This is a genomic window from Bradyrhizobium zhanjiangense, from assembly GCF_004114935.1.
GTDB lineage: Bacteria > Pseudomonadota > Alphaproteobacteria > Rhizobiales > Xanthobacteraceae > Bradyrhizobium > Bradyrhizobium zhanjiangense.
This window is the reverse complement of record NZ_CP022221.1, coordinates 3,315,939-3,342,020: the sequence shown is the minus strand read 5'-3', so window position 1 is coordinate 3,342,020 and position 26,082 is coordinate 3,315,939. Positions and strand designations below refer to the sequence as shown.

Sequence of the window (26,082 nt, the reverse complement as noted above, 5' to 3'; positions counted from 1 at the left end):
TTCGCTAAGCACTACAAGCTGCCAAAGCAGCCGAAGCCCAAGCGAGGATGGCAGCTAGACAGAGTTCATCAGGCAGCCATGATTGCGTTTCCTGACGGAATACCGGGCGGCCTAAGTCACGTGGAAGTCTTGCAAAAGATCGCTCCGATATTTGAGAGAAACGATTGGCCGGTTCCCGGTGTGGATACGATCCGGCGATACCGCACCTCTGTCAAACCAACACGCAAACGGTCTCCTCCAGATAGCTAACCGAATAACACGCAAACGCGCATGCGTGTTTGCGTGTTGGTCAGGACCCACCTCGCTGCTGCATAGTCCCTCATATCTCTAGCTAACAATGAGGACGCTATGACCAAGACCAACCAAGTACTTCGCGAAGCCTACACCATCCCGGAATTCTGTGCGGCACATCGGCTCTCTGAGTCCATGTACTACAAGCTCCGCAACGCAGGGCTCGGCCCGCGTGAGATGCGCGCTCTGCGCAAGGTCACCATCAGTCTCGAAGCTGCTGATGAGTGGCGCCGGGCGCGTGAAAAATAATTCGTGAGCTTGAGCATGAACAAGTCGAGATGGCGCGAGCAGTTGATCCGCGCCAAGAATGACATTCTCAAGCCGTTGTTTGCGAACGCGGTGATTGCCCTGCGTGGCGAACAGTGCTGGCAGGGTGTTGTGGCGTTCGATCTCTTTGCGCATCAGACGATGCTCATGGACGTGCCGCCTTGGCGGCCGCTCGTTGACGGCGCGCATTTTCAGCCGCGCCCCTGGACAGAGCAGGACGATCTTGCGGCCACTCACTGGTTGCAGACGGTCGAAGGGATCGCCGTGTCGCCTGCCGTGACGGCGCAGGCGATCGAGTTGGTGGCGCGCGACCGGAGCTTCCATCCGGTGCAGGATTATCTCGACAGCCTCGAACACGATGGGCTCTTCCGGCTTGATACGATGCTCCCAACGTATTTTGGCGCGGACCAGACCCCGTATACGAAGCTCGTCGGTCGCAACATGATGATCAGTGCCGTCGCGCGCATCTTCGACCCGGTTGCAAAGTCGATACCGTCACGATCTTGGAGAGCCCGCAGGGGTTAAGGAAATCGACGGCTATCAAGGAACTTTTCGATCCATGGTTCACCGATGACATCAGCGAGCTTGGGACCAAAGACGCCGCGATGCAGGTCGGCGGCGTGTGGTGCGTCGAGCTTGGTGAACTGGACGCATTGAACAAGGCGGAGGTCTCCAAGGTCAAGGCGTTCATCTCGCGCCGGACCGATCGGTTCCGTCCCTCCTACGAACGGCGGGTGATCGAACGCCCGCGTAGCTGCATCTTTGTAGGGTCCACGAATGAAAGCGGTTACCTAAAGGACGCGACGGGCGCGCGTCGGTTCCTGCCTGTCAAGGTCACCAAGATTGATGTCGAGGCGTTGCAGCGCGACAGAGATTTGCTCTGGGCCGAGGCGTGCATCCTCTATGAAGAGGGCGCCCCGTGGTGGTTTACGAATGAGACGCCGAGCGGGATCGCGGCGGCCTCGATCGCCAAGGATGAACAAGAGGCTCGCTATCAGGCCGATCCTTGGGAGCGGCTGATTGCGGACTATCTCGACACGCGCCTGCATCAGCCACCCAGCAATCCCGCATACCGCGTCACGGTTGAACTCGTCTTCCGACATGCGATCGGGCTGGATGAGGTCAAGTGGGACCAGACCGCTATGAACCGTGTTGCTCGCTGTCTCAAGCGGCTCGGCTGGGAGCGCAAGCAGGTCACCTACAAAGTTACGGTTCAGGGCAAGGAAGAAGCGAAGCGAGCGTGGATGTACGCGCGCCAGCCGACTGGTGAAGAACTCAAGATGGATGCGCGACAAGAGGAGATCGATGCGGCCAAGAAGGCGGCCGAGAGTGAGCCCGACAGCAATGTCACCACTCTGAAGCGGCCTGCACCGGCAAGCAGCGACGCAGTGGTGATTAAGGAAGCCGCCGCGCCGCAGGCGTAGTCACCACTGAACCAGTATCACCAGTAGACTTTGCAAGACAGGGGAAAAGGAGGGAAAGCCAGACGAGTTTAAAGAAGGCGAGAGAACTAGAGCTGGTGGTGCAGTGGTGCTTGGCTGGCGCCGGCAGCATCTTCAGCGGGGGCGACGCGGGTCGCGTTCTTAGCCCCACCTGCGATGAGCAAATGAGGCAGAGCGACGAAAAGGAAAGTTAGGCACGGCGCCCGTTAGGCAAGCCGTCGCCGGAGATGCAGAACAAGGAGAGAATACGTGAATTCAAACTATCGTCCGGAACAGACCAATGTTGCCAGCCGCGTAAGTGGCTTTGTTGTTCAGCCGCTCAGCGCAACGGCCCTTCCGATGTTGATCGAACGTGCGGCCACTGCGCTCTCGCAGGCGAAGTCTGCCGCCGAAGTCCTCGAAGCGTGCGACATGGCGTCGGTCGCCTACGACGCAGCCAAGAAAGCCGGCCGCTTGGCAAAGGCCAAGCAGGCTCACGATGAACTCGTTTCCGCCGCTCGTCGAGCGCAGGGCGACGCGCTCCTGATCGAGGCGCAAGCGAAACAGCGCCTCGCCGATGAATACGATGCCGCGCAAGAGTGCGGCGACGTGGCCCGTCTGGGCACGAACCAGAAGGAGTTGGGTATTCTCGAAGAGAAGACCCGGCCTGCGACAGTCGGAGAGATAGGCCTCACCCACAAGCAGGTGCACGAGGCGCGTCTCGTTCGTGATGCTGAGATCGCTCAGCCCGGCATCGTGCAGCGCGTCGTGGATGACGCGATTGCGGCCGGCGAAGAGCCGACCAAAGCGAACGTGAGAAAGGCTGCCGTTGCTGTAGTGTCCGCGGCCAAGCCCGAAGTCACGACGCCCATCGGTCACCCTGTCCAGCGTCTCTCTGGGAAAGACCTGAAGCGGCTGTTCAAGGATCGGCCGGCGTTCTCCGAAGTGCAGGACATGCTCCGCCACGTGTATTTCCTTGCGGGCTGCTTCGACTGCGCGGGCTATGAGGATGAAATTCCGGAGAATGACCGTGTTACGCCGGGCGCGTTCTGGGAATACATTAGCGCCATCGGCGAGAACCAGCAGGAGACGCGCGAAGAGTTGCAGACCGCATTTGACACCTTGGAGGCAATTCTCGCTGCGGCACCCACGACGAGCCGGGCGCCGCGGCCGAAAAAGCTGAAGGCGAAGAGAGCGGTTGGCGGACTGTCGGTCATCGAGCAGGCCAGCGCCTTCCACTACGAGCTTGTCCATTTTATTGCGGACTACTGCACGAACGTAGAGGCGTGGCGCGCAAACAACGCCGACCTCTGCGATGAGGCTTTCCACTGCATCTACAACGCTCTGGAAACTTCTTCTGTCCGGCTCGGCCGAATGGCTCAGGAACTCGACGGTCGCTGACTTTCGCACCTGAAGGGGCGGGTCCTTCTCGGGCCGGCGCCTCTGCGGGTGGCGCCCGCGCGCTCGGTACGGCTAGGGCTAGCTTTTTCTAAGGGGGCTACAACAGTGTCCACGATCTCTGGGGTCTGTAAATGGTGCGGCATCAGCAGACCGACGTTCTACCGCGCTCTCAATCGCGGCGTGCTGACCACGAAGCCGCGCGGCCAATACGACGTTCAGGAGGTTGCACGCGCGCTGATCAAGAATGGTCAGGCCGCGAAGGGCGGGCACGGTGATTACGCGTCCAAGCTCGCATTGTCCGAGGCCCGCGCGGCGCTGGCGCGCGAGCAAACGGCTGCGCTGCGAATGAAGAACGCCGTCACGCGCTGTGAATATGCGCCGTTGGCGGTGGTCCAGCGGCAAATGGAGATGGTCTTCGCGGCGTTCCGCGGACGCATCTTGTCGATCCCTGGCAAGTTCGCAGCGGTCTGCGAGATGCGGTCCCGTGCTGAGGTCGAGCTGGTTCTGCGTGAGGAGTGCTGCGAGGCTTTAGAGGAATTGAGCCAACCTTATCCTGGCGCTGGACCAGGTGGATACTTGAAGGAGAGGTAATATACCATGACTGACGACCAGAAGGCGCTCGCCGCCGAACTTGACCGGCTCTCAGGCGACGCAACGCGACTTGCGGAATGCGTGCGTCGGCTCGGCAGCGCTAGCGGCGCGATGGACAATCTTCGCGATCGACTGTTCCTGACCGTCGCCGAGGCGGCCGCTGTGTGTGACGTTACCGACCAGGCGATCTACAACTGGATCGAACATGCCGCGCGGGTGCGCCGCCCCATGGCCGAAAAACGCGCAAACGTGTGGATCATTGTTACAGCGCAGCTGCTCGCGTACATCGAGAAGCATCGGGGCGGCTTGCCCGCCCGTGTCGAGGCAGAGAACCGTCTGCGGAAATTCTGGCCGAAGTGGTCGGGGCCGGAGGAGTTGTACCCGGATGAGATGAAACGTGCGCCGGGGTGAGACTCTGGCTGTGGATTGGTCTGCTTATGAAGCAATACGGAAGTCACTGGCTAGGTACTCAAAACGGCGCTTTTGACCCCAATGTATGGTCCGGCGCGCGTTGCAAGAGGTTTCATCAACCTGTCAGATGCGGTCTTGCATCAATGTATCCGGCCTCTGATTGGAGCGTGCTGTGCTCCGGGCCATCATGGATCTCAGCGCGCATTCGAGCTGATTAGCGGACAGGCCTCGAACGGGCCATTCGGGTCACCAGTGTTCGCATGCGCCGGGAAGACCGATCGTCCATCGTCGTCTCATCCTCTCGCAGACCTCGGCGGGTAAGGGATGTTGGTTAGGTCATCTCGATAGCCCTCCTCACTTCGCCCTGTTCCTTTGTTCGTGCCTGGCGCTCGTTCCTTCGTCCCGGCCTGCGCGCGCAGACGCGCCGCGCGCAAGGGGCTGTCAAGGCCGGCCGTCGTGCTGTCCTGACGTCTTGCTCTGCGCTGCCAGGCTGCGCCTTGACGGCCCCGAGCACGGCGCGAGGATCGGCCAGGTTAGGACGCCGTCTCCTCAGTCTTGACGCACTCGAAGGCGCGTCCCTTGTTGAGAACCGCCCAGGCGATCCGGGCGAGCTTGTTGGCGAGCGCAATCGCCAGCACGTTGTGATGCAATCGCTTCTTGGCAGCTTCGATCCAAGATTTGAGGCCGTAGCGCACCCAGCACTTGACCCTGACCAGCACGACCCATGCGGCTTGCACGAACAGCGCGCGTAGGTAGCGATTGCCACGCCTTGATATTTTGCCGAGGATCGTGCGGTCGCCGGTCGATATCTGCTTCGGCACCAGTCCGAGCCAGGCGCCGAAGTCGCGGCCTTTTCGAGAACACGTCTCCAGTGCCGATCGCGGCCACCATTGCACTCGAGATAAGCGGGCCAATGCCAGGCACCGTCATCAGTCGCTGGCAGGCCTGATCTTGACGGGCGAGTGTTTCGATCTCGTTCGAGAGACCCTCGATACGCTCATCCAGCCGGCGCCAGTCGCCCGCCAGATCCTCGATGATGCGTAACATGCGAGGCGAGAGCACTTCGGTGCGCGTCGCGAGGATATCCGGCAACTCGGACCGCAGGGAATGCAGGCCTTGCCGTACGGCGATGCCCCGCTCCAGCAGGAACGCACGGATTTGATTGATGACGCCGGTACGCTGACCGACCAATCGATCGCGGACGCGGTGCAGTGCCTGAAGGTCGAGTTGATCGGCGGTCTTGGTTGCGACGAATTTCATGGTCGGGCGTTGGACAGCCTCAGCGATCGCTTCCGCATCTCGGAAGTCATTCTTCTGCCCCTTCGAATAGGGGCGCACGTATTTCGCCGGCATCAGGCGGGCGTCGTGGCCAAGCATTTGGAGCTTGCGGCTGAGATGATGCGCGCCGACGCAGGCCTCCATACCGATCAAGCACGGCGGCAGGTTGGCGAGCCGTGTTTCCACCTGGCCGCGTGACCACTTCTGCCGCAGCACGATGGCACCGCGGTGATCATGACCCACGAGGTGGAACGAGTTCTTGCCGATATCGATGCCGATCACGGCGATCGCTGTGTTGAGGTTCTGAGACATGGCGTGCTCCTCGACTTGAGCGCCCCTTGCCAGCTTCTCGCACTGGCGGGGCCGGAGCACGGCCGGACCATTCCATTAGCGGACCTCTGTTGATCTAGATCAACATGAGCGGCGCGAGACTCCGTCTCCTTGCGGCCTTGTGGTGGCAGCCGTCTCCAAATCCCGGGTAGATCAGCATCAAGGACGTTGCGAATGCGCAGATAATCATTGATAGGGCAAGATCATATGCAGCCAATACCTTGCTATGCCGCAGTCACAGTCAGATAACTTTTTCTGCCTGGATGAGCGGCTGGTTCAGTTATCAGAAGGGCAGGACCTTTGTGGATCTTGCTTTGCATCAACAATCGTATTCCATCACTCCAATCACTGATGACTGATGACTGATTACCGATCACTCCCGCTGGTTGGTGCGATGGCGATCCAGCTTTTAAGCGGGACCTTTACGGCGTTGGCGGCCGAAGCTGAAAACGGCGCCAGGACCGGTTTTGCTCATCCTGTAAGCACTGCCCACCGACGCTTTATCGATCAGACGGGCAAGATCTATCTCTTGAAAACAATGGCGTCCTGGGCCATGTCGCAAAACTGTTCCGATGCTGAGATCACGCAAGCTTTGGAAGGTCTGAAAGCTCTGAGATTTAATGCCGTCACGGTATCGCCGTTTGGTGTCCATATGAATGATAGCTTTGGCGATCGATATAAGAACAAAGCCGGCCAGCGCTTTTTTACCGCTGAACCATACGCTTCATCCCTCGGACCGGCTTGGTCTTCCATGGACCGGGTGATGCGCGAGGCTACCCGGCTGGAGATGACAGTTGTCTTTTCACTTTTCATGAGCCCGGGAAATACCGGAACTGCATTGGATCTGATCGCTGCCGGAACCACGAATGCCTACGACTTTGGAAAGGCCGTCGCCACTCGCTATGCGAGCTACTCAAATATCGTGTGGCATGTCATGGGTGATTTCAAATGGCGCTACAATCAGGGACCTGCTGCGGGTCTGGATGCCATCTTCCATGGGATTCGAGATGTTGAAGGGTCCAGCCATCGTTTGATCATCGCTGAGCCGGCTAATGGCTCAACCTCCTTTGACCAGTTCATATCGGCCGAAGGCCCCGCTGGATATAAGTGGTTCAAACAAAGTGCTGATACGATCTACCATTACGGCAGCAGTTCCGTTGCGCAGTTTGACAAGGTCTATAACTGGCCCGCCGCGGCGATGTATCCCATTGTCGATATCGAACCCCCATATGTGAACGCCCCACACTACAAGGACCAACAGAACCAGGAGTTGCGCGAGCGAAACTACGCCACGTTCATCCGCGGCGGCGCTGGCATCAATTTCGGCCACGAAAAGTGGTGGCCGCATGGCGTGACCGGACTTTTCGATGGCGGCCCCGGCTGGCTTAATGTTCTAAGCGAAGCGCCCCAATTCGACGCTAAATATGCCTGGACAATCCTGGATGCATATGTGACCGATCCCGCATGGATGCCGGACGCTGGAACTTTTCTCAAAAGCGGTCTGGGCAGCGGGGATGATCAGGCAGCCTCTGGTTATTCATCCGGCGCTGCGCTGGTCTACTTCCCAACTAGCCGTCCCGTCACCATTGATACAACGAAAATCGCGAGAGGCAGCAACGTACGGCTGCGGTGGTATGATCCCACGAGCGGGGACTCCACGATCATCGCGGAGTCAGAGCCAAAGGCCTCTGACCGCTCAGTAACCTATCCATCAAAGCGCCACGCCGACGGGTTCAATGACTGGGTCCTGGTCGCAGAGGGACATTAGCGCCCAATGCGGTCACATCTTTCATGGAAGGACGAGCTACGCGAGTCCCACTCTTCTCATCCGAAACATGGAAGGACGATGCTACTCCCGCACGCTCGTTGCCGGCATGCTGGAAGAGTTGCCGTTCATCTGCCCGGGAGGCGCGGACTTCGCACGCATCATGAATCCCCGGGCAGGCCACCATGTCGGCTGATGGCCCACAGCCGCACTTCCGCCATGCGCCTCAAATGGCCGGTTTCGGGACTATAGCTGACGCGGCGTGTTGCCTCGTCGGCACTCCTGCAATGCGGGAATGTGGAGCGAGCCACAACAAACAGCTCTGGACTTGGAGCGCTCCACGCCCAGGCCCTTCGCAAATCAGGTTGCATCGGCATACGCTTGCCGCATGAAAAATCCTTTTCGAAAATCCCCGATGCAACAACACGAAACCATTGTCACCTCGCTCGCCAAGCGCGGCGAACAGCTCGCCGCGAAGCGAGCCGCCGCGCAGGACACCTTGGACCGGGCGATCACTGGCCGCCAGCAGACGCTTCTGTCGGGTGACTTAGGCGACCAACGCGCCCTGGATAAGTTGCAGGCCAACGTGGACGCGGCGGCGTCAGCGTTGGCCGGCATAGATGACGCGCTCGTCATCCTGGCGCACCAGAAGACGGAGGCCGAACGCCAGCTCGGGGCCGAACGTGAGCGCATCGAGCGTGCCTCGGCGGCCGACAAGCTGCACAAGCAGGTCGTCGCCATCGAGGCGGCCCTGCCGGGCTATCTTGCACAGTCGAAGGCGCTTGCCGACGCCCTGTCAGACGTCAGCCACTTCCATTTTGAGTCCGGTCAGATGGCCGGCTTCCTCCAGAACACCGGGAGCCAGATCGAAATTGCCGCCAACTTCACGTTGGCAGAGCTGAAGGCCATGCCTGACGCGATCCGACAGGGCCGGCAGCCGATCCCGCGCGAAGTGGCGACCGCTCCGGTCCCGCTGCCTGAGCCCGCGTCGCCCACGATGACGGCCTTCATGCTGCGCAGCGCGCGCTACTGCGATCCGGATGGCCGCAGGCGGTTCGCCGGTCAGTGGGAAGACGCGACCATGCCGGTCGCAACGGCACAGCGCGCTTTGGGCAAAGGTATCGCGGCGCCCCTGACCGATCCGCGCCGCGCTCAGCTCCGTGGCGCGCGCGGCGGTGACTTCGATCCGAAGGCGCCTGATGTCGTCGATCTTGACGCGGTCGCGGAGCCTCCGACCGCGCCGAAGATCGAGCCTGATACCGTTTTGCGGGAGGCCAACTTCACCGTGATCGACCGCAGCGCTGAGGCGCGTACGATTGAGATTGAGGTGCCGCGCACATGAAGGCAGCGCCTCCCGGCTGGCAGCCGCATCAAATTGTCACACGCATCGACGGCTGGGTGATCGACCCCGAGAATGAGGATCGCATTCCAAGGGCCATCGCTGAGTTGATGGCTCGCGCAATGCCGCAGCCCAGCGAGATCGAGGTCATTCGTGCGCGCATGCTCGCGCGCCATCGCTTGATTTTGGGAACGCTGAGCTAACCTGCCAGCCCGCTATCGGAGTTTGTTGATGCCTGAGGAAATCACCGCTCGTGACCGCCGTATCGCCCTGCACGAAGCCGCGCATCTGACTGTCGGCCGTGCTCTCGGAGCGACCTACGGTGGAGCAACGATCGAAGAAGACGCCGCTTTAGGTTTTTCCGGTTTGTGCTGGGGGCCTGATTTTGAGAGCCGCTTTGCCGGCGAGGCCAGTACGGTGATTGAACAGATCGATCAGCTGATGCCCGGCGATGGCGATGCGCGTGACGAGGTTGCCGAAATCTACCAACACGTTTTCACGCGCGTCGTTGAGTTGACCGCCGGCTCCGAGGCCGAGAAGCTGCACTTTGGCGAAGCATGGGCGGCAAGCGATGATCGCCAACAGGAACGGCAGCTCGCAAGGCTGATCGTCTCATCGCCGCAGGCAGCCGAAGCCTTCATTGCCGCTTGCGCGTCGGAAGCACGCGCAATTCTGGAACGGCTGGCGCATGTCCTCGAAGCCCTGACCGCTGCGCTGCTGACGCATCGCACGCTCGATGGCGCGCAGATCGACGAGACGATCAGCCGCGCCGTTGCCACGCGCCAGCTCGCAGACGACCGCGAGCGCCGCCGCCGCTGGCAGCAAGTCCTCGATAGCGCCGACAGCTTCAAGGCGGAACCGTATCGTGCGTGACGAGCCCAATGCGTTCGAGAAGATTTTCGGCCACTTCGCCAAGCGGCTTCATGATGCACCCGGTGCGGCACGACTTGCGCGGCTTGCCCAGACTGCAAAGCGCATTCCCGAACCGCTCCTGGATGATCTGGCGGCACTCATTCTGCAACTCGATGACGTGCAACTCGTCGACGGCGACGTCGCCCTAAATTTGATCGAAGTTGGGTTCTGCGACGTGCGCTACACTGATGCCGTTGCGTTCGCGTCCGCCCTCAAGACGCGGCTGCAAGGGTATGTTGACGATCCTCGCGTGGCGAGCAATGCACGCGGTGATTTTAGGGACCGTGTTGCTTGGTGGCACATGGCGCTGAGCCGCGCGGCTGAATTGTGCAGATGGCCCGCGTTCCTCTTGATGGAAAAGTAGCCACACGGATGCAGCAGCCCTAACGATCTTTGTTCTTCGAAAAAATCTGTTCGGCGCCTTTCCAGTCCGGGCGTACGTCAGCGCCTCGGATGCGGCAGACCGTACAGCGAACTTGTCCTCGATGTCGGAGATGCGCAGCTCATCGGGCCAGCGGGCTCGTGTTAGTCCCGTAGAGGTGCCGAGACGAGCGGACTCATCTTTGCTCACCCTGAGAGACTGACGCGCTAGTTCCAGAATTAACTCGGACCGCGCCTATCAAGCTTAATACCGGAATGTCCGCGCGAGCGCTGGTTTTGGTCGCTAAGCTGCAAACATGGCGAAACGCAACCGTCAAAAACGCAAGGCGGCACGGGTGTCGTTCGATCCGGATATGGCGGCTCGCTGGGCGGAAATTCTCCGGCTGCGCGAGCAGATCAGGAAGGCGCTCGCAAAGCGAAAGACGAAGTCCGATCGGCTGCACTGACTCGCGTGAGGAGCGGACGACGTTCAGCTTCGTGTAAGTAAGCCGCAGTCGTGGGAGCGCGTGCCAGGGACTAGACTTTCGATTTTTACCCGTTCTAAGATCGTGGCAGGGAAAAAGCGGCAAAGCGCGCGCGAAGTGCAAGAATTCAGAGCCTACATTGTCGATCAGAGTGGCCACGTAACGGGCCGGGTCGATCTCATTTGCGCAGATGAGGAAAGCGCTCGCCAGCGTGCCAGGCAGCTCGTTGACGGTCACGCCGTCGAGCTATGGCAAGGCAACCACAAGATCGAGCGCTTCGACCCGCCACCGCGGGCGCAGCCCTGAAATATGGAGGTCATTACAAGCATCTCCGAGTTCAAGCCCGGCGACACTTCGATGCTCCATATTCATCATGGAGAAGAGTCATTTTACGTTTTGGAAGGTGGCACCATTGAGCTTCCCGACGGCAAACAAGTACCCTTTTCAACGGGCATCGCTTCCACGGCGCTTTCAAGGTTGTTGGCGACAAGACGATAAAACTTCTGACCGTGCACATCGTCGATAAAGGCAAGCCGCTCTACGACAAGCCGCCGCCTAAGTAATAGGTTGACTAAGGCGCTCCTTGGTCGTGCACATGCGTGCCGCGCTCGTGTAGCTCCAGCCAGCCTCGGGCGTGTTCGAAAGCGGCTCGGAGCGGCCCTATTTGCCGGAGTTTGCTTCGGGTCATCCTCAACGATTTGGTGTGACCTCGGCTGCACCCGGTCTACCCGTCATAGCTGACCGTTAGGCGGCGGGCCGTGTTGGCCGCGATGGGCATAAGCGGACGAGAAGACTTGATTTCACTAGCAGCTGTTGAAGAGCTTTATGGAGATGCCCACCATCCGTCGGGAAATGGCTCAAGCAACATCCAATCGATTTGGTTGCCTCCCGCACTTCTGCTTGGTGGCGTGTAGCGACGGAGACGGACAGACAGGGCGCCGAGATCACGACCTCGGAGGCGGCGCGAAGCATGGCGTCTAGAGCGCAATGCAGGCGCACCGCCGGCGACGCGCTCTGCGTCTTCGACTAGACTTCGAAGATCTTCCAATTCTGAGAGCTGAGAGGCGAGTTCGCCAAGTCGTTGCAGATAAAGGATTGCGCGAGAGCTTCGCATAAATGTCCACCACAGTACAAAAAGCACTACCAGGACGGCTTCAAAGCAACCGGGATAAAGTGGTAATCTACCATGGCGAAATCGGCTTCAATACGTGAGGCTCATTGCCTCATACGCCAGATGCCGATACACGGGTTGAAGCGCCACATGCGCTGCAAGGACCGTTCGGACATGCGCGGCTATCCGTATAAGCGAAGCCATTTGGTTGCGTTGCGACGAACCAAGGTTTCGGCAAGTGACCCGCCGTCAACGTGGTGGCCGGGAGAGCGATAGGCCCTGAGGAACTATCTGACGTGCAACTCATTGAGCGGTTATTCATGTCGAGGACCGCTCTGTGAACCGCATCGCCGTTATCTTGATCTTACTCCTTGGCGGCTCTTCGCTCGCCGTGGCCCAGAGCACGGGTGGATCGAGCAGTGGCGGCTCCGCGCCGAGTGGAACGGCGGCCACCGGCTATAGGGACGGGGCCCTATCGACCGGCCATACCATAAGCGGCGCCGCGGGCTCCTCCGGTCCTAACCTGGGCAATGAGCTCAGCCGTGCAGCGACTGGCGGCGACGTGGATGCGTCCTCGGTTACTCAGGCTCCAACGTCGCATGACAACGCGGTGGATACGCCCGCCGCTGAGCGTGCCATAAACAACTTGGGTAACACCGATGTCGGCATTCTCAAGAAGTAAGACCATGCTGCAATTGGCGCGGTTGGACCTGAAGCCCGAGAACCGTTGCCTCGTGCCCTTTCAGCAGCTTCGCCGAATACGCGCCTGAGCCCGAGCCCACCGCGCGCGCATCCGGACATGGCCCTATTAAGGAGCTGGTTACGAGTCGGTGTCACCATTTACCGTGTAGGTCGTCGCCAATATGCGGCGATGCATTCTGAGAACGGTTTAATTTCGATACCCGGTTGGCGGTCTCTTCAGGAGAGCCCCAATGTTTAGGGGCATCACGGTGGCAGTTGTGGCGCTGATTAGCACAGCGCAAATGGTCGATATCTAAACGACGGTCGGTACAACGACGCGGCCACGGATATGCTCCGGCAAATCAGGCACGCGTTTGGGTTTTGAGATACCGGGATAATTTTACGGTGCGTGATGGAAAGCATCTCCTGGGCTGATCTCAACGCGGAGGAGCAACGCACCATTGCGATCTTGGGAGCCGGACTTTCTATCGAGCTGTGTGACCCCGTTGCTCTCCTGACCTTAAGGCGGCTAGGTCTGATCGTAGGCTTCCACTTGACGGCCGCTGCACACAATTTGCGTAGAGACGTTGTTTTCGGCGAACTCGGGGCGCGTGATTGCGTGACGTAGCCAAGCGCACGACCGCGAACAGACGGTCGAAATTCCTCGCCGACGATGAGCGCGATGCAGGATCGCTTAGTCATGAGTATCGGTCAGTCGCGCGGCCCCCTTTGGACTTGAGATCCTGACACGCCATCGCTCTTCAAAAGTGTCAAAGTCTTTCAATGCCAACGCTCGTGCATCTAATGGATTGCCGGGCTTGCTAGCTATGACAATGCCTTTAGCTTCTCCGCGAGAACCGGGTTCGGAGGAGACCTCTGTAGGCCACTCCAGCAGTGATTTCGAAAGCATGGGCTTGCCCGCGTACCAGCATTTTCGTCCGTCGATGAGACGATAGGACCACCACTGACCTTGCGGATTTGTCGGGATTGCAGCGGCGCATTGTTGCTTAGCATGCACGCTTGTCATTTCGAGCGACGAGAGCGCAGCAATGCAAACGGTTAAAGCAAACGATTGAAGCGGTTTGCTCATGGGCGCGCTCAATTGCCGTGTTGCTGCAATCGACTTACAGCAACGAGCAAGGCGGGGCGTTCGAGAACTTCCAACAACTTTTCAAGGATATGCGCATTATCCTTAGGACAGGGCCGAAGGTATTCTTCCAATATGAGTTGCGCTTCGCTAATCGCTTGCAGGGCTAATTGCTGATCAGTCATCGCTGCTTACTCATCGATAAAATGCGCTGAGAAAGCTAGCGAATGGAGAAATCAAGTCAGCTTTGGGGAATATCCCCGCTCTTTTTTTCACTTTTTGTTTCAAATGCCAACTTGCCATCGTGGCAGTGTCGCGGCGCTGCCTCGATCAATGTGCGCAGATAGCCATGCGAAAGGACCTGTCGCGAGCGGAGGGATCGCGGCGACCGAGTATTTTTTAGGCTACCGCCCGATCTTCCTTCTCCGCCCCGCGCACGATCTTGAGCACATCATCCGGCAACGGCCGTTGCAGCGCCTTGGCCTCACCCCACGGCGCGCGTATCCAGACATCGCGGTCCTCATCGGTCGCCAGGATCACCGGCATCGCGTTGGATGGATCGGCTCGACGACGGCATTCGGCGTTTGTCGTCAGGAAACCATAAACGAGGTGCGGAGCGGGGATCGGCTTGGACTTCGTGCTGCGAGCGCCCGCGACGTGCGTCTGTATCCTAATTCCCACACTTGCGATCAAAGAGCGTCTGTTTGTCGCTTTTCGAACCGACAGGCTAAATCCGCTCGGTTCCAACTCCACTATTGGAAGTAACTCATCGGTGGGGAGGCGAAATGGAACGTTCCCTGTTAATTGAGATGACGCGCGACAAGTATGTCGAGCGGTGCAAGCAACGGGCGTTCGATCATCTCGACCGAGGTGATCTTAAGAACGCGGTCGCCTCGTTTGTCGGCAATATGAACGCGCGTCCCGATTGCGAATTGCTGCACTACTTAGCAACCCTTGGCGCTTCGCTGCTAACGGCGGACGTGCTGGAGGGCGCTTATTGAAGGGTCGAGGTGACGATCCGATAAACGCGGGCCTTGGAGCCGTGGGCATGGCGCACTACCGAGCTTACCTTTTGGACCAGTACCACCACGTTATAAGCGTGGCCCATTTGCAATGTGCCGACGAGCAGGAAGCACGAGAACGTGCTGAGCAGCTAGTTGATGTCAACGATGTCGAGCTATGGCAACTCGATCGCCGTATTGCGGTGTTTGAAGCTGTCACAAGCCGAACCTCGAAGTCGGCGGCGAAGGTAAGGCCACGGCGCCCTCCAGACGAATGAAGCGTGTGTGACAGTTCAGCGCTATCTCAGCTCCGGCTTCGGCATTATGATCACGGGCGCCCGGTAGTTCGGGAAGACGCCGGACATCGGCAGGTTGCCGACTTGACCTACGCGGAAGAGCGCGAGGATGGCGGCTTGTTTGGTGGTGATGCTCTAGAGGTTGCTAATCAGAACACGAGCCGCCAACGCACTCGCCCTAGCTCAATCCCTTCTCGGTAACGCGCAACGTGCGGAAGTAATAGCCTTGTCTCTGAACGGCTGACCTGATCTCGTCGCTGACTTTGCAGACCCTCTTTCTGCTCTTGCGCCACTTTTGCCTAGAACCAAGCACGGGTACCGCTGAGCCTGTGCCCAGGACGAGCAAGTCGCGTTTATCGTTGCGATAGACATCAAACATCTTTCACCCCCAATCATCGTGCTGAAGTATACAATGAAATATTGTTCGGTCTCGACCGAGCAGCTTAACATCTCAGATGTCCACGCGGGTTGTAAATGTGCAACGCTCGCCGTGTTCCGGTTGGGAACGAACTGATGCAAGCCCAAGCGCATCAGCGTCATCTCGGTCCGGCTTGCGCGTTGCGGATCACGCGGAGCAGGTTGCACATGGGTTAGGCCAAGGGCTCGGTTTCTTGCGGTCGGTCGAGTTGAAGAGCTACCGAATGCGCGGATGCTCGAAATCCCTCACTGCGATCACTGCGAAGAAGAGTTCGCGCCAGAGGAGCTGACCGTTCTTGCGCCACCCGCCGGTGACGGCGACCTGATCTGCGCTCGGTGCATCGAGATCAAGCTTCGTCGGGCTGTCGCGAAGCTGGCGCGCGGTGATAACTGATGCCGTCCGTAGCCATGACGATCCGCTGGGGGCAACGGTGCATTTGGATCAGCGTCAACCGTGACTGCGTGTGAGCTGGGAGTGATTGATCTACTTGGACTTTATAGGGCCTGGGCCGATGATGGCCTCAATGCGTCGTGTGAGCCGCGCTGCAAGGTCGGTAGTATCAACCCAATCAATGCAATTGTACTGACGAATATCAAAATGGAGGTTGGCTAAATCGTCTCTTCGACACGTCCAAAAGACCGGCAAGCCGAGCCCCATCGCAAAGCCTGCCTCGAAATAGACGCCTCCGCGATGGCCGGTAAAGTCCGCCACCAAAAAATTTTGACTTGCGGATTTGCGAGACGATTTCATCGTCGATCTTGTTGATATGCTCAACGCCGCTCACGATGACTGGCGTGTAACCGGCCGCCCGAATTGCTGGGTCGAGCCCTTGGTCGCGGGCCACGTCCATGGATTTGTCGAACCACATGGCAATGAAGCCGGTGACGGATTCAGAAACACGGGACTCGCTCGCGTGCATGAATCCCCGAGGCGATATTTGGGCAATCCCGCCGTTGTAGCCTTCCTCCAACCATCCATTATCGTGCAAGAAGCGGGCGAGCGCCTGAACGTCTCCGTCGGAATGAGAGTGGGTCAAGCCGACGATCAATGGTGTGTTTAGGCGAAAGCGACCGCCCAAATCCTTTTGCTCGCGAATGCCAAAATGAAGTAGCCGCTCGGCCTGCTCTATGACTGTCTTATCCGGAAGCTTGGCCACCGAATCCGCGGTATATGTTGTCACCATAGGAAGGTCTTCTCCGAGATCATTTTGATCTCGTGTCCAAAACCCTATCTTGCGCTTCAGTCTACCATCCACATTGCGAATTGTGATTTCGGCAGACCCGCTTATTTGGAAATGGCCACATTGCTGACAGGTGATCACGTCGGCGTCGCGAAGTGCAATCCGATCGTTCTTTGCAGGGCGACCACAAAGCGGGCAGAGGAACGGAGGTTCGACCATTTGAACTTCATCTCGTGTCTGAAAGCGTGTAGTCCGAAAGTGTCCAACAAACCCTGTTAGCACGCAAGAGGCGAAACCCTTCGCTCTTTCCGCGCTGCACATGCCGCAGTTCGTGCTTGAAACTCCCAGCCACTGTCAATCAATCTGACAGTGGGCTGCGTCTGCGAGGTGATGACCAAGCGCTGCCCGGTCTGCGACGAATGGTGACGGCTGCACAGCGAGCTGCATGATGAGCTGCAGCTCAAGCCGTGGATGTGGCCCGCCGTCATCAATCCCGACGAAGGCGATAGCGAGTATCCGCCGGAGAGCGGTGGCGCGGCATGGCATCCGCAAGCGCGGGCTTTGTGGCGAGAGCTGGAGAGGCGAGTTGGGTTGAGAGCCTAGGTTCGATCCCGTCCGAGTGGAGGAATTTCTGAGTCCTTGAGGCGATCGATTTCTTGCGCCAACAGATTCTTTGCAAATTCCATTTCTGCTTTGTTTAACCTAGGACGCCAGATAGAGTAGACGTCGACTATCCCGCTCCAATAGCCGTGCACTTTATCATTGCGGCAGAGAGCGATGACATCGTAATGGTGCTCGACCGTTGAACAAAACGTCCGCCCAATAATTTCGAATCCCGTCTTCTCGTCAGCTACCCCTGTCCGAAATGAGGTGGCAATTGCTTCTAGTTCATTCAGAGCCGAAAGAAGATTCTCAAGCAATAGCTTTTGACTGCCACTCTGTTTGAATTCATTCGGAATTGAGGTGCTGGAAAAATCGCCAATTGGACCAGTGTAGTCCGGAAGCGATTTGGCCTCTCTTTCATCGAGAAGAAGTTTCGCTCTCTTAGTGTAAGAATTCAGATATCGCTCACAGGCGCGGATTGCACTTTCTTTCGCTGCCCGATCATTTCTAAGATCGACGTCTAGACGGAGGAGGTTTAGCTGCCGATATGCGAAAAATAGTCCGAGCAGAATGAAAATTCCTGAAAGGAAGTAAGCGACTTCGAGATACGGGCGTATTATTGAGACTAGCTCTAGCACAGGTGCTCCTCCGCCACACTGATTGAATTCAATCGTTCTTTTCATACAAATCGATATCGTCGATCGCGTCTTGGATGAGATCACGTAGCGCAGTCAGCGTGTCGCGAGCGCGAAGCGCAGAGCGGCCAGCCATGTACGGGCCGGCCGGTGGCAAGTCCTCTGCTGATGCTGCAGCGATGCTGCTGCCAGTTTGGCCGGTGCTAATTTCGCCGATGCGGCCACCGTTGATGCCGAAGTAGGCTGCGATGTCGTGCTGCCTATCGCCGCGAACCAACATGCCCTACACAATTGCGATCTCACCGTCGTTTAGTGCCATGCGCGCTTGTCCTTCTCTGACGAATCGGGAAGCACGACCATGGCACAATGCAGGGTAGTGTGGAGCCGGAGGATTACGGAGGCGCTTGTGGATAAGGCGGATGAAGTGCCGACCGGCGGTCCGGATCATCGCAATGAGCTGGGCGGACTTCCCGCCGCAAGCGTCGGGCCTAACGCTCCAACTCTGTCAACAGCCGGTCGCGATCCTGAAGGTGCAGCCGCTGTGTCGCGCGCATGGTGGCAAGGAGCTCCACAGCATCAGCCGTATCGTGGCCATCGCGGTCCAGCTCCGCGATCAGAGCTTCTTGCTTCAACAGGTGCTTCTCACTGAGAGCGACATGTCGCTCGGCCATCGCGAGATGCTGTTGGAACATGGTGCGGTCCATCTGCTCTTGTAGAGCGCCGCCGGAACGGCCGGTTGATCTACGTCACAGCGAAAGCAAATCAGGCCCGGCAGTCGCAACCCTACGACTACCGGGCCTGAGCGCCAGCCAATAACATTACGGTATGAAACATTGTCATTGTCGCTGACACTGCGGGCGCGGGTCTGTCCACTTCCCGACTTTGGCCTATCCGGGAAAATACGGGGCTTCCCGCGAGGCCATCACTCTTCGAAAAATTCCTTGGAAACAGCACCTTCCCGAGATCGCGACACAACGGTGGACACAAGCCCGCTTATGCATTGATTTTATTGCGCTATTTTGGCCTTTACAATCCCTGCGCAGTGGTTTGACGGCTTATGCCGCGCTCTCCCGGGAGCCGAATTCCCTTTGGCCTCCCTCACCCCAGCGAAAGTCACGGACACTGCGCCGGTTGACGCCAATGCCGCATCCGCCAGGGCTTGACCGTAGCAACGACGGCCAGGACCACACGTCTATATTTTGGCATCGGGGCGCTTCGGCGGGCTTCGTCAAAACTAGGGCCCGGCCCTAAGCCTTTCAGCGTCCGCACGACAAACTGAAAGCCCCAAAGCCGAGCCCTTTGGTCCCAAGCCTTAGGAGCCGAAACCGAAATGGATACTACCATCACCGCCGCCCCCGCTGGCAAGCGCGCCCGCAACGGCAGCGTCATCCTGACCAACCGCCTTTGCGAAAGACGGGTGCCCAAACGGGTCAAGTTCTACGATCGCAAATGCCCCGGCCTCTATGTCAGCATCACAACGGCTGGCGTGGCGACCTTTTCCGTCAAGTTCACCGATCGGGCGACCGGTAAGCAGCGCACCGGCTGGCTCGGCCTCTATAACCCCGAGACCTTCACCGTCGAGGACGCCCGGAGCAAGGTCTATGGCCTCAAGGGCATGGGCGGCGACGCGATTGCCGAGACTTCCGCGACCGAAAAGATCGGCAGGCGAAGCGGGGCAAGACCGTCAATGAGATCATCGAGGAGCGGATCGACTGGATGAAAACGCCAGTCAAGAAGCCGGACGGCGAGATGCGGCCCCGGCTGGAAAGTTGGGAAAACACCGCGAGCCATCTGCGCCGCCTCATCGGCTCGAAGCTCGGCCGGAAGATCGCAGCCGACGTCACCCGAGGCGACATTCAGGCTTTGTCGGACGATATTGTAGCGGGTCGGCACGGCGGCAAGCCGTCGGTCAGCAATGCGCGTCACATGCGCAAGGCGGCATCGGGCATGTTCCGGTGGGCGTTGCAGCGCGAGTACATCACCGCCAACCCTTGCAGTGATCTGGAGCCGCTCGACCCCGAAGAGGGGGCACTCAATGAACGACAAACCAAGGACCGGGCGGATACTCAGAGACCTGCGCCAGGTGGAAGAAGACCTTGAGCGAATGGCGCAGTTCGACGAATGGGTCGAAGAAATGCGCAGGAACGGGTGTGCCGATCCGGAGGACCCAGTCGAACTCGCAAAATGGCAAGCCGAGCAAGACAGGGAATTCGAAGAGAATGCGCGCCTGCATCGGGCTTTCGACCAAATGGAACGAGAGGAAGAGGAAGAACTCCAACGGATCAAGGACAGCCGCCCATTGGGCGTTCCACCGCCGATCGAGCCTCGAAGCGTCCACTCTGCCGTGCCGCAACCACCTTGGAAGCGGAAGTTACGACCCTGACCCGCGAACAGTGAGCCGCAATCCCCGGCAGCGTTGTCCAACGTCCACCACCGGCAGTAGACCGGCGTCGGTCCGAGCACGGCGTAGTGATCAGCGCGACAGACCCCCATGTCCAACGACGACATTATCGCAGGCTGGCAGTTGTCAGTGACGATGCAGAGGCGCACGCCACTCGCATGGCTGCTTCGACACGGTGAATTCCACGAAGGCAGCGACCGACCGACGAGGTGGACGAACACGCGAGACGACAATGGCCTCTGAAGACAATGGTCTCTGAAATTGGCCAGATACCTGTCAAACGGAGGCGGCACGCTGACAGACCTAGCCAATCGATACCCGCAATATCGAGAGCTACTTTTTCCATCTTCGAAAAGGCCTAGAGCGGCAACGGGCGAACCGTACCCGTGCTATCGATCTCGATCAGAGATTATCAGCAAATTCCGAACTGTCCTGATCAATATCACTTCAACTTCGAATTCCACTGTACCGATTGCGGCGGCTACACGCCCTCAAGCGTGATTAGCATATCGAGATCACTCGTGCTCTCTTTGCGTAATTTTACGAGTGGCTGATACTCTGGCGAGTTGTACCACGCGTCGAGCGATTGCTTGTCGGGGAACTCGATGATCACCACGCGGTCTGGCTCCCAGTGACCGCCTTCGGGAATTGATGCGCGCCGCCCTTGGTCAGATAATGCCCGCCATATTTTTCGATCATCGGCCCGACCTTGACCCGGTACTCCTCGAATACGGCGGGCTCGGTGATGAGGTGCTCAGCGATCACGTAAGCCTTCGGCATGGCCGCTCTCCGGCATCGTCTCTGGCCGGAAGCCTATCACGGATTGATAGCACCGGTAGCTCGGTTCGAGATCACGAACAAAAGAACAGCCTCGTAGGAGCAACGAAGGGTCGTACGCGTTTAAGGCGGCAGGGAAGCTGTGCAATCCAGAACGGTCGCAGCCGTGGCGGACAGCCCTCCAACTCGCGCCCATGGTTCACCCTCCGACTTAGAGCCGGAGCATCTCCGGGCGATCTGCGACGAAATCGGCCGGCGGCTTCGCGGGACGCTCGCGGACGATCTCACTCCGCTACCGTTGCGACTGCAAGGCATGGTGGAGCGGCTGACCGAATTAGATGGCGGCGCGCCGTCGGCCGCGCCGGATCGCCAGGACGATGCTTACCCATCCCGGCTACTCTCGAAATTTGTGTCGGCGCTTTGGCGGATCCTTCGAAACGGGCCTTGAGGCGCGGGGACGCGCGACGGCCCCCGTTTGGCGTATTTGGCCCCGAACTTTTCCGATTTTGCTGCATCCGGTAATATCGCTAATTCAACGGGATAGGGCCGATGAGCGAGTTAGAACGGGCTTGGCAGGAGCTTGGCGGGTGCTTTCTCGGCGGGATCGCGCCATGTTCCTCTCGTTACTCCGCCAAGACTGTGCCCAAGAGCGCGCGGCAGCGGTGCGGCGACGCGGCGGAGGACGTGGCGAAAGGGGATCGCCCCTCGCAGACATCGCGCTGACCACGACGGACCTCCAACGGCTCGGGCCGTAAGGGGTCGCTGATTGGCTTTCCCGGCGCGGGCTAGGGAGCCACCCCCGGCTTGCGTAAAGCCCGGTAAACGGCTCCTACCCCATTTACCGGGGCAAAGAGCAAGTGGCGGTCGCTTCGGTAAGAGAAGTCTCGGCGACCTCGCTGATCAGCTTGCCCGTCGATCTGTTTATCATGGGATAACCCACAACCGGGGCCGCCAATCTGTTCATACAAACTCGGACTGAGACGAGCGCCAGCGTTGATGTGGCTGCACACTCATGAGGTCGGCTCAGTGGACCGTAGCGGACTTCATGTGCTCAGCCTGAGTTCTTCGCATTTTGATCCGGAACAGACATTCTGAACGTGTTGAAAGTCGCGCGCCTAGAGCTTCACTAACTCGGCGCGGTACTGGCACCAGCGCTGACGATGGCAATAAGCCTGACGCACATCGCGAAGGCTCGTCCCTACGGAATGCTGCTCTATAAAGGCTGCGCCAGGTTCGATTTGGGTTGAGCTTTCGTTCCGTTGGAACCATCGGCATCCTTCGAAGCTACGCGAAACATTCTTCACCCCTGAAACTTAAGTGAATCGTGGGGCCAAAATCGAAAGGTCGCGATATGGAACCGACCAGTCGAGCATCGGACCACATCGAACGTCTGACTGCCCAGTCGATTTGCGACGAGGTGGGTAACAGGTTGCAAGAGGACTTATTTCTCGAAGCCTCGCCTCTGCCGCCCTACCTCGAACGTCTAGTCAATGAATTGCGCAAGCAGGAGCGTGTTCAAATTGATGGCGTCGGCGCGCCCGCTGACCGTTTCCTTCACGCCCGGCCATGATGATGCCGGACGAATTTGCGCAACTAGCGGCCCATTACAGCAGAGCGGCCGAAGAGGCTTCTGACTCGCATTCTCGTTACCAGCTTCAGATGCTGGCGGACAGTTACATGACGCTGGCAAAAAGCACGCTGGTCTTGGACCGATCCGGCAAGGTCCTTGAGATACTGGAGCGATCCCGAAAGAAGTAAGGCCGCCTCAGCTGGCGGCCTCTTACTGCGAATGTCTCCTGTTGGCCCATCACCGCCCAGCGGAATGGTCGTTGGGGTGTCGGCTGTCGGGCGTGGAGCGGAAACTGATTGCAGCGGTCAGGACCGCCGATTTTGACCCAAGTCGGACAGACGACGACCGCGCTGATGCGACACCGCACGATGCTCGGCCTGAACGATCATCGCCGACACAGCCGCCCGATATCCTCAACGAGTTCTAGCGGATCGAAAGGCTTCTGCCACAGTTTCACCCCCACAAAGCGCTCCGGGATGATTTCGCCGCCGTATCCAGTATAGAAGACAAAGGGTACGCCCTGCCGGATCAGTTCGTCTGCGATGGGATAAGCCGCCCTATTGTGGAGATTGATGTCGATGATGGCGACGTCGAAGTGATCGCGTGCGGCTCGGCGGTACGCTGCATCAAAGTCACCAAAGGGTCCAATGATACTCGCGCCATGGGATTTGAGCGCTACTTCCAGATCGTTCGCCAGAAAATACTCGTCCTCGACGATGAGAACACGGCAACCGTTTAGCTTGTTGTCGCAATCATTCATGGCACGCCCCCATGGAAGAAGGACTGCCACAGTACAAAGGACGGCACTGCCCGATCGTTCCCCGACTAATGTTCACTTTTGAACTTTCCGCCCGGATCGCGTTACGGAGTTCGACGGAACCGTTTCGTTTCAACCGATTACGCGGAGGGGGAGCTGCCAGATTTTGCCCATCATCGATTTGCCTGACGAAGCGCGCAACTTCCGAGCCCACTCCTCGGCAGCAGCGCCAGTCATAGACAACGGAGGGCGTGCCGAACAGCATTCTGCTGAAAAAGCCCTTTGCCCCGGCGCAATTGGTCACGGCCGTATCGCAGCTTCTCAACGCAGGCTCGCCGACCTAACAATCGAAAAGTACCTTATGGAGGCGCGAGATCGCGCGCGAGCGCCCCTTAGCTCCCGGGTGGGTGAAACTTATGCAATTGGCCGATTCTGTTGAAAAAGGCGGCTGTTGCGACGCAGAGATATCAGTGATTCAGTCTGTCTAATTGGCAGGACTGAAGATCATGATGGGGCATCGGCAAGTCGAACAGGCCACGTTGTTCTATGAGTTCTCGCTCGAAAGACATATCCCGACTGATCACTTGCTGCGGTTGATTGACAGGTTTGTCGATCTTGAACAGGTCCGGCGGGACCTGGCGCCTTTCTACAGCAGCATCGGTCGACCTTCGATCGATCCCGAGCTGATGATCCGGATGCTCCTGATCGGTTACTGCTTCGGCATCCGATCGGAGCGGCGCCTGACTGCGCCGGTGCGGACACTCAGAACGGAATATCGTCGTCCATATCGTTCTTCCGTACTTTCGGCTCCACGACAGGGACATCGTTCTTTTCAACAACAACACCCGGCCAGGACGCGTCGTCATCGCTGTGGTCGATGATCTCGAAAATGGGATCGTTCTCGTCGTGACCATTGCGTCGGACAACGGTGGAAGGCCTGCCTTCAACGTCGCAGACAAGAGGAAGGACCACGCGCGCTCCGTGGTTCCGGAAAACATTCGGTCAGCGATGCTGGGAATTGGACGCAATGGACCCGAACGACCTGCGGGCGCGCGTCGAAGCCGAAATCAACGAGCACATCGAGCCCGAGGCATGGGAACGGTGCCGGATCGTCAACGAGGCCGAACAGCAGTCCCTTCCGCACGTCCTTGATCGGTGGGGCGGACATTCTTGAAGACGACGACCGGGGGGAGCGGCGCAAGTAATCGGGGTTCAGCGGGGGCACGAGGATGAGATCGTCGCTTGGCGGAAACGCGGTCAATGAGTGCGATCCGAACCGTGGCAGGGCAGAGGGCGGCTTCGGCGAGCGCGATCAGGCACACGATGGGCTGTAACCTGGGCGCGCGCGCCGAAGATTGACTGGGCGCTTGCTCAGCACACGATGCAGGGCAAGTGAGCGAGACATTATCCCTCGTCGAGCGGCTTAGGCTGAATGTCGAAGAGAACTTCCATAATGCTTGAAGAAGTTATCAAGCTTCACTGGTTCGCCGGTATGTCGCCAGAACAGTTTTTTACCAAGGCTGGCCGCCACAGCGAGGCGGTGGTGGCCGCCGATTAGAGTATGGTCATCGGATGCTGTGGCGATGATCTCGCCGTCTTCGTCCACGATGATCATGTGCTGCCTCCGATCCAGCGCGCGGTCAGCGCCGCCGCGATGGTGCACAATCCATCTAACATCGTGCCGGTCCCGGCGTTCCAATGGCCGCAGGAAGGCCGCACAACGCAACCGGGCTTACAGGGGACGGGACCGGCTCGCGCCACGTGAAACTAGGGCCTGTTAGGGCCCAGCAGGTTCGGACGGGCCTCTCGCCCGTCGGCAGTAACAGAAATATACTTTTATCTTCAGGCGCTTCGGCGATTTCAACAGGCCGAAAAATCGCTTGCAGCAAGGACCATACGGTTTTGCCGTACGCGCGGTTCGTTGGCACCGCAGGGTTCGACGGCGTTGTGCACGTTGCCATCGAAATGCTGGCGCGACGAAACCTGACAGCGCCGTCCGTCCACGCGAAACCTTAAGGGCTCACGGAGAGCAATCCGCCCTGCTCTTGGCTCTCGCGCCCGACGCTGCCGCGTCCACCGCAAGCCCGACTCTGCGATCATCACGACACATGATCGCCGCTCAAGGGTGAGCCGCGATAAGCGACAAATACGCCAATTCCGAATTTCGGTAAAGTGGAATATTTTCGCGAACGAGGATTGACAGAGGGCGCACAGCAAAAAGAGGCGGTGCAAAGCACCACCCCTTTTGGACGAAAACGACCGCTTAATATGGCTGATAATAGTAGCGCGGGCCGCCGTAATAAGGACCGCCGCCGTAATAGCCGGGGCCGCCGTAGTAAGGGCCTGGGCCATAATAATAGCGGTTCTCATAGTACTCGCGGCGCTGGCTCTCGGCGATCGCGCCTCCGATCAGACCGGCCGCCATGCCCATGAAGGCGAGACCTGCGGCGTTTGGCCCGCGTCGATAGTAATGGCGGCGACGGGCAGCGCTGAAATCAGTGACGTCAGAGGAGCCCTGACCTGCCGTGACACCCTTTGCGGACACCGTCTTGGCCGGTGCTGAGGATGCCGCTGCCGAGGGCGATACGGGGGTTGCGACCAATGCCAGGCTTGCGAACGCGGCCAGGACCATGTTGCGGCGGGCTGCGGAAATCATCGGCCCTTCACTCATTCTGACCTTCCTCTATTCTAGCCTCACGTAGCGCGCAAACCAC

The 26,082-nt window shown here is 58.8% G+C and carries 31 protein-coding genes and 6 pseudogenes; 22 read left to right on the top strand and 15 right to left on the bottom strand.

All coding sequences use genetic code 11. The annotated features are described in order from the left end of the window. The first annotated feature begins 348 nt into the window (after positions 1-348). The 5 genes and pseudogenes from XH85_RS15690 to XH85_RS15665 all read left to right on the top strand — a co-directional run bounded on the left by XH85_RS15690 (position 349) and on the right by XH85_RS15665 (position 4,382). Positions 349-540, top strand: a complete 192-nt coding sequence (locus tag XH85_RS15690; protein ID WP_128932508.1) for a hypothetical protein — start codon at positions 349-351, stop codon at positions 538-540. Positions 541-555: 15 nt separating this feature from the next. Further along, positions 556-1,982 (top strand): annotated as a pseudogene (locus tag XH85_RS48035) (virulence-associated E family protein). 267 nt (positions 1,983-2,249) lie between these two features. Then, positions 2,250-3,380, top strand: coding sequence for a hypothetical protein (locus XH85_RS15675; RefSeq protein ID WP_128932505.1), 1,131 nt, complete (start codon positions 2,250-2,252; stop codon positions 3,378-3,380). 105 nt (positions 3,381-3,485) lie between these two features. Then, entirely contained in the window at positions 3,486-3,971 is a 486-nt protein-coding gene (locus XH85_RS15670; protein ID WP_128932504.1) for a hypothetical protein, read from the top strand. 6 nt (positions 3,972-3,977) lie between these two features. After that, positions 3,978-4,382: a DNA-binding protein gene (locus XH85_RS15665; RefSeq protein ID WP_128932503.1), complete on the top strand. Its 405-nt coding sequence runs from the start codon at positions 3,978-3,980 to the stop codon at positions 4,380-4,382. A gap of 533 nt (positions 4,383-4,915) precedes the next feature. Here XH85_RS15665 and XH85_RS15660 read toward each other — a convergent pair. After that, positions 4,916-5,972: pseudogene (locus XH85_RS15660) on the bottom strand (IS110 family RNA-guided transposase). 376 nt (positions 5,973-6,348) lie between these two features. Between XH85_RS15660 and XH85_RS15655 the strand changes: the two are divergent. From XH85_RS15655 to XH85_RS48030, 7 genes are all read left to right on the top strand, one after another. After that, a complete protein-coding gene (locus XH85_RS15655) occupies positions 6,349-7,758 on the top strand; it encodes an apiosidase-like domain-containing protein (protein WP_128932502.1) in 1,410 nt (469 codons plus the stop codon). Between the two features lie 412 nt (positions 7,759-8,170). After that, positions 8,171-9,097, top strand: a complete 927-nt coding sequence (locus XH85_RS15650) for a hypothetical protein (protein ID WP_128932501.1) — start codon at positions 8,171-8,173, stop codon at positions 9,095-9,097. After that, complete coding sequence (locus XH85_RS15645) at positions 9,094-9,297, top strand: hypothetical protein (protein WP_128932500.1); 204 nt, start codon at positions 9,094-9,096, stop codon at positions 9,295-9,297. Before XH85_RS15650 ends, XH85_RS15645 begins: the two co-directional genes overlap by 4 nt. 28 nt (positions 9,298-9,325) lie before the next feature. Beyond that, a complete protein-coding gene (locus tag XH85_RS15640; RefSeq protein WP_128932499.1) occupies positions 9,326-9,967 on the top strand; it encodes a hypothetical protein in 642 nt (213 codons plus the stop codon). Next, positions 9,960-10,370: a hypothetical protein gene (locus tag XH85_RS15635; RefSeq protein WP_128932498.1), complete on the top strand. Its 411-nt coding sequence runs from the start codon at positions 9,960-9,962 to the stop codon at positions 10,368-10,370. Before XH85_RS15640 ends, XH85_RS15635 begins: the two co-directional genes overlap by 8 nt. 313 nt (positions 10,371-10,683) lie before the next feature. Next, positions 10,684-10,833: a hypothetical protein gene (locus XH85_RS45110; protein WP_164940472.1), complete on the top strand. Its 150-nt coding sequence runs from the start codon at positions 10,684-10,686 to the stop codon at positions 10,831-10,833. A gap of 327 nt (positions 10,834-11,160) precedes the next feature. After that, complete coding sequence (locus XH85_RS48030; RefSeq protein WP_420837886.1) at positions 11,161-11,349, top strand: cupin domain-containing protein; 189 nt, start codon at positions 11,161-11,163, stop codon at positions 11,347-11,349. Between the two features lie 1,988 nt (positions 11,350-13,337). Here XH85_RS48030 and XH85_RS15615 read toward each other — a convergent pair. The 3 genes and pseudogenes from XH85_RS15615 to XH85_RS15605 all read right to left on the bottom strand — a co-directional run. Continuing rightward, positions 13,338-13,733: a hypothetical protein gene (locus XH85_RS15615; RefSeq protein ID WP_245473736.1), complete on the bottom strand. Its 396-nt coding sequence runs from the start codon at positions 13,731-13,733 to the stop codon at positions 13,338-13,340. Positions 13,734-13,741: 8 nt separating this feature from the next. Next, entirely contained in the window at positions 13,742-13,915 is a 174-nt protein-coding gene (locus XH85_RS45105; RefSeq protein ID WP_164934602.1) for a hypothetical protein, read from the bottom strand. 214 nt (positions 13,916-14,129) lie between these two features. Further along, positions 14,130-14,381, bottom strand: a pseudogene (locus XH85_RS15605) (SOS response-associated peptidase); the annotation flags it as partial. Positions 14,382-14,515: 134 nt separating this feature from the next. Between XH85_RS15605 and XH85_RS15600 the strand changes: the two are divergent. Continuing rightward, entirely contained in the window at positions 14,516-14,731 is a 216-nt protein-coding gene (locus XH85_RS15600) for a hypothetical protein (RefSeq protein WP_128932494.1), read from the top strand. Between the two features lie 326 nt (positions 14,732-15,057). Here XH85_RS15600 and XH85_RS46655 read toward each other — a convergent pair. Together XH85_RS46655 and XH85_RS46650 are read right to left on the bottom strand one after the other, a co-directional pair. Next, positions 15,058-15,159: pseudogene (locus XH85_RS46655) on the bottom strand (SOS response-associated peptidase); the annotation flags it as partial. A gap of 46 nt (positions 15,160-15,205) precedes the next feature. Then, a complete protein-coding gene (locus tag XH85_RS46650) occupies positions 15,206-15,406 on the bottom strand; it encodes a hypothetical protein (RefSeq protein WP_128932289.1) in 201 nt (66 codons plus the stop codon). Between the two features lie 270 nt (positions 15,407-15,676). Between XH85_RS46650 and XH85_RS45100 the strand changes: the two genes are divergently transcribed. Then, a complete protein-coding gene (locus tag XH85_RS45100) occupies positions 15,677-15,838 on the top strand; it encodes a hypothetical protein (protein WP_164940641.1) in 162 nt (53 codons plus the stop codon). A gap of 199 nt (positions 15,839-16,037) precedes the next feature. On the opposite strand, the gene XH85_RS15580 is transcribed toward XH85_RS45100, so the two are convergent. The 3 genes from XH85_RS15580 to XH85_RS15570 form a co-directional block, all read right to left on the bottom strand. Next, positions 16,038-16,844 carry a hypothetical protein gene (locus XH85_RS15580; protein ID WP_128932493.1) on the bottom strand — a complete coding sequence of 269 codons (807 nt, stop codon included), beginning with the start codon at positions 16,842-16,844 and terminating at the stop codon, positions 16,038-16,040. Between the two features lie 380 nt (positions 16,845-17,224). Further along, on the bottom strand, positions 17,225-17,911 hold the full coding sequence (locus tag XH85_RS15575; RefSeq protein ID WP_128932492.1) for a hypothetical protein: 687 nt from the start codon (positions 17,909-17,911) through the stop codon (positions 17,225-17,227). Next, positions 17,895-18,143, bottom strand: coding sequence for a hypothetical protein (locus tag XH85_RS15570; protein ID WP_245473717.1), 249 nt, complete (start codon positions 18,141-18,143; stop codon positions 17,895-17,897). Before XH85_RS15570 ends, XH85_RS15575 begins: the two co-directional genes overlap by 17 nt. A 139-nt stretch (positions 18,144-18,282) precedes the next feature. Here XH85_RS15570 and XH85_RS45095 point away from each other — a divergent pair, with 139 nt between their 5' ends. From XH85_RS45095 to XH85_RS15555, 4 genes are all read left to right on the top strand, one after another. Continuing rightward, positions 18,283-18,579 (top strand): hypothetical protein, encoded by a 297-nt coding sequence (locus XH85_RS45095; RefSeq protein ID WP_164940640.1) that lies wholly within the window; start codon positions 18,283-18,285, stop codon positions 18,577-18,579. A gap of 614 nt (positions 18,580-19,193) precedes the next feature. After that, positions 19,194-19,583 carry a DUF4102 domain-containing protein gene (locus XH85_RS45915; protein WP_206734304.1) on the top strand — a complete coding sequence of 130 codons (390 nt, stop codon included), beginning with the start codon at positions 19,194-19,196 and terminating at the stop codon, positions 19,581-19,583. After that, on the top strand, positions 19,580-19,963 hold the full coding sequence (locus XH85_RS45910) for a site-specific integrase (RefSeq protein WP_206734913.1): 384 nt from the start codon (positions 19,580-19,582) through the stop codon (positions 19,961-19,963). Before XH85_RS45915 ends, XH85_RS45910 begins: the two co-directional genes overlap by 4 nt. A gap of 4 nt (positions 19,964-19,967) precedes the next feature. Next, complete coding sequence (locus XH85_RS15555; RefSeq protein WP_164939272.1) at positions 19,968-20,246, top strand: hypothetical protein; 279 nt, start codon at positions 19,968-19,970, stop codon at positions 20,244-20,246. A 499-nt stretch (positions 20,247-20,745) separates the two neighbouring features. Here XH85_RS15555 and XH85_RS48025 read toward each other — a convergent pair whose 3' ends face one another. Together XH85_RS48025 and XH85_RS45900 are read right to left on the bottom strand one after the other, a co-directional pair. After that, a complete protein-coding gene (locus XH85_RS48025) occupies positions 20,746-20,877 on the bottom strand; it encodes a DUF1330 domain-containing protein (RefSeq protein ID WP_420837910.1) in 132 nt (43 codons plus the stop codon). Then, positions 20,874-21,044, bottom strand: coding sequence for a DUF1330 domain-containing protein (locus XH85_RS45900; protein WP_208758128.1), 171 nt, complete (start codon positions 21,042-21,044; stop codon positions 20,874-20,876). Before XH85_RS45900 ends, XH85_RS48025 begins: the two co-directional genes overlap by 4 nt. A gap of 1,348 nt (positions 21,045-22,392) precedes the next feature. Between XH85_RS45900 and XH85_RS15545 the strand changes: the two genes are divergently transcribed. After that, on the top strand, positions 22,393-22,611 hold the full coding sequence (locus XH85_RS15545; protein ID WP_128932489.1) for a hypothetical protein: 219 nt from the start codon (positions 22,393-22,395) through the stop codon (positions 22,609-22,611). Between the two features lie 385 nt (positions 22,612-22,996). Here the strand turns inward: XH85_RS15545 and XH85_RS15540 are convergent, their stop codons facing one another. Continuing rightward, a complete protein-coding gene (locus XH85_RS15540; protein WP_128932488.1) occupies positions 22,997-23,371 on the bottom strand; it encodes a response regulator in 375 nt (124 codons plus the stop codon). A 239-nt stretch (positions 23,372-23,610) separates the two neighbouring features. Between XH85_RS15540 and XH85_RS46645 the strand changes: the two are divergent. Then, positions 23,611-23,712, top strand: a pseudogene (locus XH85_RS46645) (response regulator); the annotation flags it as partial. 162 nt (positions 23,713-23,874) lie between these two features. Then, positions 23,875-24,118: pseudogene (locus XH85_RS15530) on the top strand (transposase); the annotation flags it as partial. Positions 24,119-24,130: 12 nt separating this feature from the next. On the opposite strand, the gene XH85_RS45090 reads toward XH85_RS15530, so the two are convergent. Next, positions 24,131-24,340 carry a hypothetical protein gene (locus tag XH85_RS45090; protein ID WP_164939415.1) on the bottom strand — a complete coding sequence of 70 codons (210 nt, stop codon included), beginning with the start codon at positions 24,338-24,340 and terminating at the stop codon, positions 24,131-24,133. Positions 24,341-24,395: 55 nt separating this feature from the next. Here XH85_RS45090 and XH85_RS45085 point away from each other — a divergent pair, with 55 nt between their 5' ends. Then, positions 24,396-24,542, top strand: coding sequence for a hypothetical protein (locus XH85_RS45085; protein WP_164940781.1), 147 nt, complete (start codon positions 24,396-24,398; stop codon positions 24,540-24,542). Positions 24,543-24,791: 249 nt separating this feature from the next. Here XH85_RS45085 and XH85_RS15525 read toward each other — a convergent pair whose 3' ends face one another. Further along, complete coding sequence (locus tag XH85_RS15525; RefSeq protein WP_028153650.1) at positions 24,792-24,983, bottom strand: ParB N-terminal domain-containing protein; 192 nt, start codon at positions 24,981-24,983, stop codon at positions 24,792-24,794. A 648-nt stretch (positions 24,984-25,631) separates the two neighbouring features. Beyond that, positions 25,632-26,039, bottom strand: a complete 408-nt coding sequence (locus XH85_RS15520) for a hypothetical protein (RefSeq protein ID WP_128932487.1) — start codon at positions 26,037-26,039, stop codon at positions 25,632-25,634. Positions 26,040-26,082: the final 43 nt, after the last annotated feature.

Excerpts from the sequence above, each read along its gene's own strand:
- XH85_RS15540 (WP_128932488.1), bottom strand. The coding sequence starts at position 23,371 with ATGAATGATTGCGACAACAAGCTAAACGGTTGCCGTGTTCTCATCGTC.
- XH85_RS45900 (WP_208758128.1), bottom strand. The coding sequence starts at position 21,044 with ATGCCGAAGGCTTACGTGATCGCTGAGCACCTCATCACCGAGCCCGCC.
- XH85_RS45915 (WP_206734304.1), top strand. The coding sequence starts at position 19,194 with ATGGATACTACCATCACCGCCGCCCCCGCTGGCAAGCGCGCCCGCAAC.
- XH85_RS15690 (WP_128932508.1), top strand. The coding sequence starts at position 349 with ATGACCAAGACCAACCAAGTACTTCGCGAAGCCTACACCATCCCGGAA.
- XH85_RS15665 (WP_128932503.1), top strand. The coding sequence starts at position 3,978 with ATGACTGACGACCAGAAGGCGCTCGCCGCCGAACTTGACCGGCTCTCA.
- XH85_RS15615 (WP_245473736.1), bottom strand. The coding sequence starts at position 13,733 with ATGAGCAAACCGCTTCAATCGTTTGCTTTAACCGTTTGCATTGCTGCG.
- XH85_RS45110 (WP_164940472.1), top strand. The coding sequence starts at position 10,684 with ATGGCGAAACGCAACCGTCAAAAACGCAAGGCGGCACGGGTGTCGTTC.
- XH85_RS15600 (WP_128932494.1), top strand. The coding sequence starts at position 14,516 with ATGGAACGTTCCCTGTTAATTGAGATGACGCGCGACAAGTATGTCGAG.
- XH85_RS15640 (WP_128932499.1), top strand. The coding sequence starts at position 9,326 with ATGCCTGAGGAAATCACCGCTCGTGACCGCCGTATCGCCCTGCACGAA.
- XH85_RS45105 (WP_164934602.1), bottom strand. The coding sequence starts at position 13,915 with ATGACTGATCAGCAATTAGCCCTGCAAGCGATTAGCGAAGCGCAACTC.
- XH85_RS15555 (WP_164939272.1), top strand. The coding sequence starts at position 19,968 with ATGGCGCAGTTCGACGAATGGGTCGAAGAAATGCGCAGGAACGGGTGT.
- XH85_RS15650 (WP_128932501.1), top strand. The coding sequence starts at position 8,171 with ATGCAACAACACGAAACCATTGTCACCTCGCTCGCCAAGCGCGGCGAA.
- XH85_RS45095 (WP_164940640.1), top strand. The coding sequence starts at position 18,283 with ATGAAGTGCCGACCGGCGGTCCGGATCATCGCAATGAGCTGGGCGGAC.
- XH85_RS15525 (WP_028153650.1), bottom strand. The coding sequence starts at position 24,983 with ATGATCATCGTGGACGAAGACGGCGAGATCATCGCCACAGCATCCGAT.
- XH85_RS48030 (WP_420837886.1), top strand. The coding sequence starts at position 11,161 with ATGGAGGTCATTACAAGCATCTCCGAGTTCAAGCCCGGCGACACTTCG.
- XH85_RS15545 (WP_128932489.1), top strand. The coding sequence starts at position 22,393 with ATGGAACCGACCAGTCGAGCATCGGACCACATCGAACGTCTGACTGCC.
- XH85_RS15580 (WP_128932493.1), bottom strand. The coding sequence starts at position 16,844 with ATGGTCGAACCTCCGTTCCTCTGCCCGCTTTGTGGTCGCCCTGCAAAG.
- XH85_RS45085 (WP_164940781.1), top strand. The coding sequence starts at position 24,396 with ATGGACCCGAACGACCTGCGGGCGCGCGTCGAAGCCGAAATCAACGAG.
- XH85_RS45910 (WP_206734913.1), top strand. The coding sequence starts at position 19,580 with ATGAAAACGCCAGTCAAGAAGCCGGACGGCGAGATGCGGCCCCGGCTG.
- XH85_RS15575 (WP_128932492.1), bottom strand. The coding sequence starts at position 17,911 with ATGAAAAGAACGATTGAATTCAATCAGTGTGGCGGAGGAGCACCTGTG.
- XH85_RS15570 (WP_245473717.1), bottom strand. The coding sequence starts at position 18,143 with ATGTTGGTTCGCGGCGATAGGCAGCACGACATCGCAGCCTACTTCGGC.
- XH85_RS15645 (WP_128932500.1), top strand. The coding sequence starts at position 9,094 with ATGAAGGCAGCGCCTCCCGGCTGGCAGCCGCATCAAATTGTCACACGC.
- XH85_RS15520 (WP_128932487.1), bottom strand. The coding sequence starts at position 26,039 with ATGAGTGAAGGGCCGATGATTTCCGCAGCCCGCCGCAACATGGTCCTG.
- XH85_RS45100 (WP_164940641.1), top strand. The coding sequence starts at position 15,677 with ATGCTCGAAATCCCTCACTGCGATCACTGCGAAGAAGAGTTCGCGCCA.
- XH85_RS46650 (WP_128932289.1), bottom strand. The coding sequence starts at position 15,406 with ATGTTTGATGTCTATCGCAACGATAAACGCGACTTGCTCGTCCTGGGC.
- XH85_RS15655 (WP_128932502.1), top strand. The coding sequence starts at position 6,349 with ATGACTGATTACCGATCACTCCCGCTGGTTGGTGCGATGGCGATCCAG.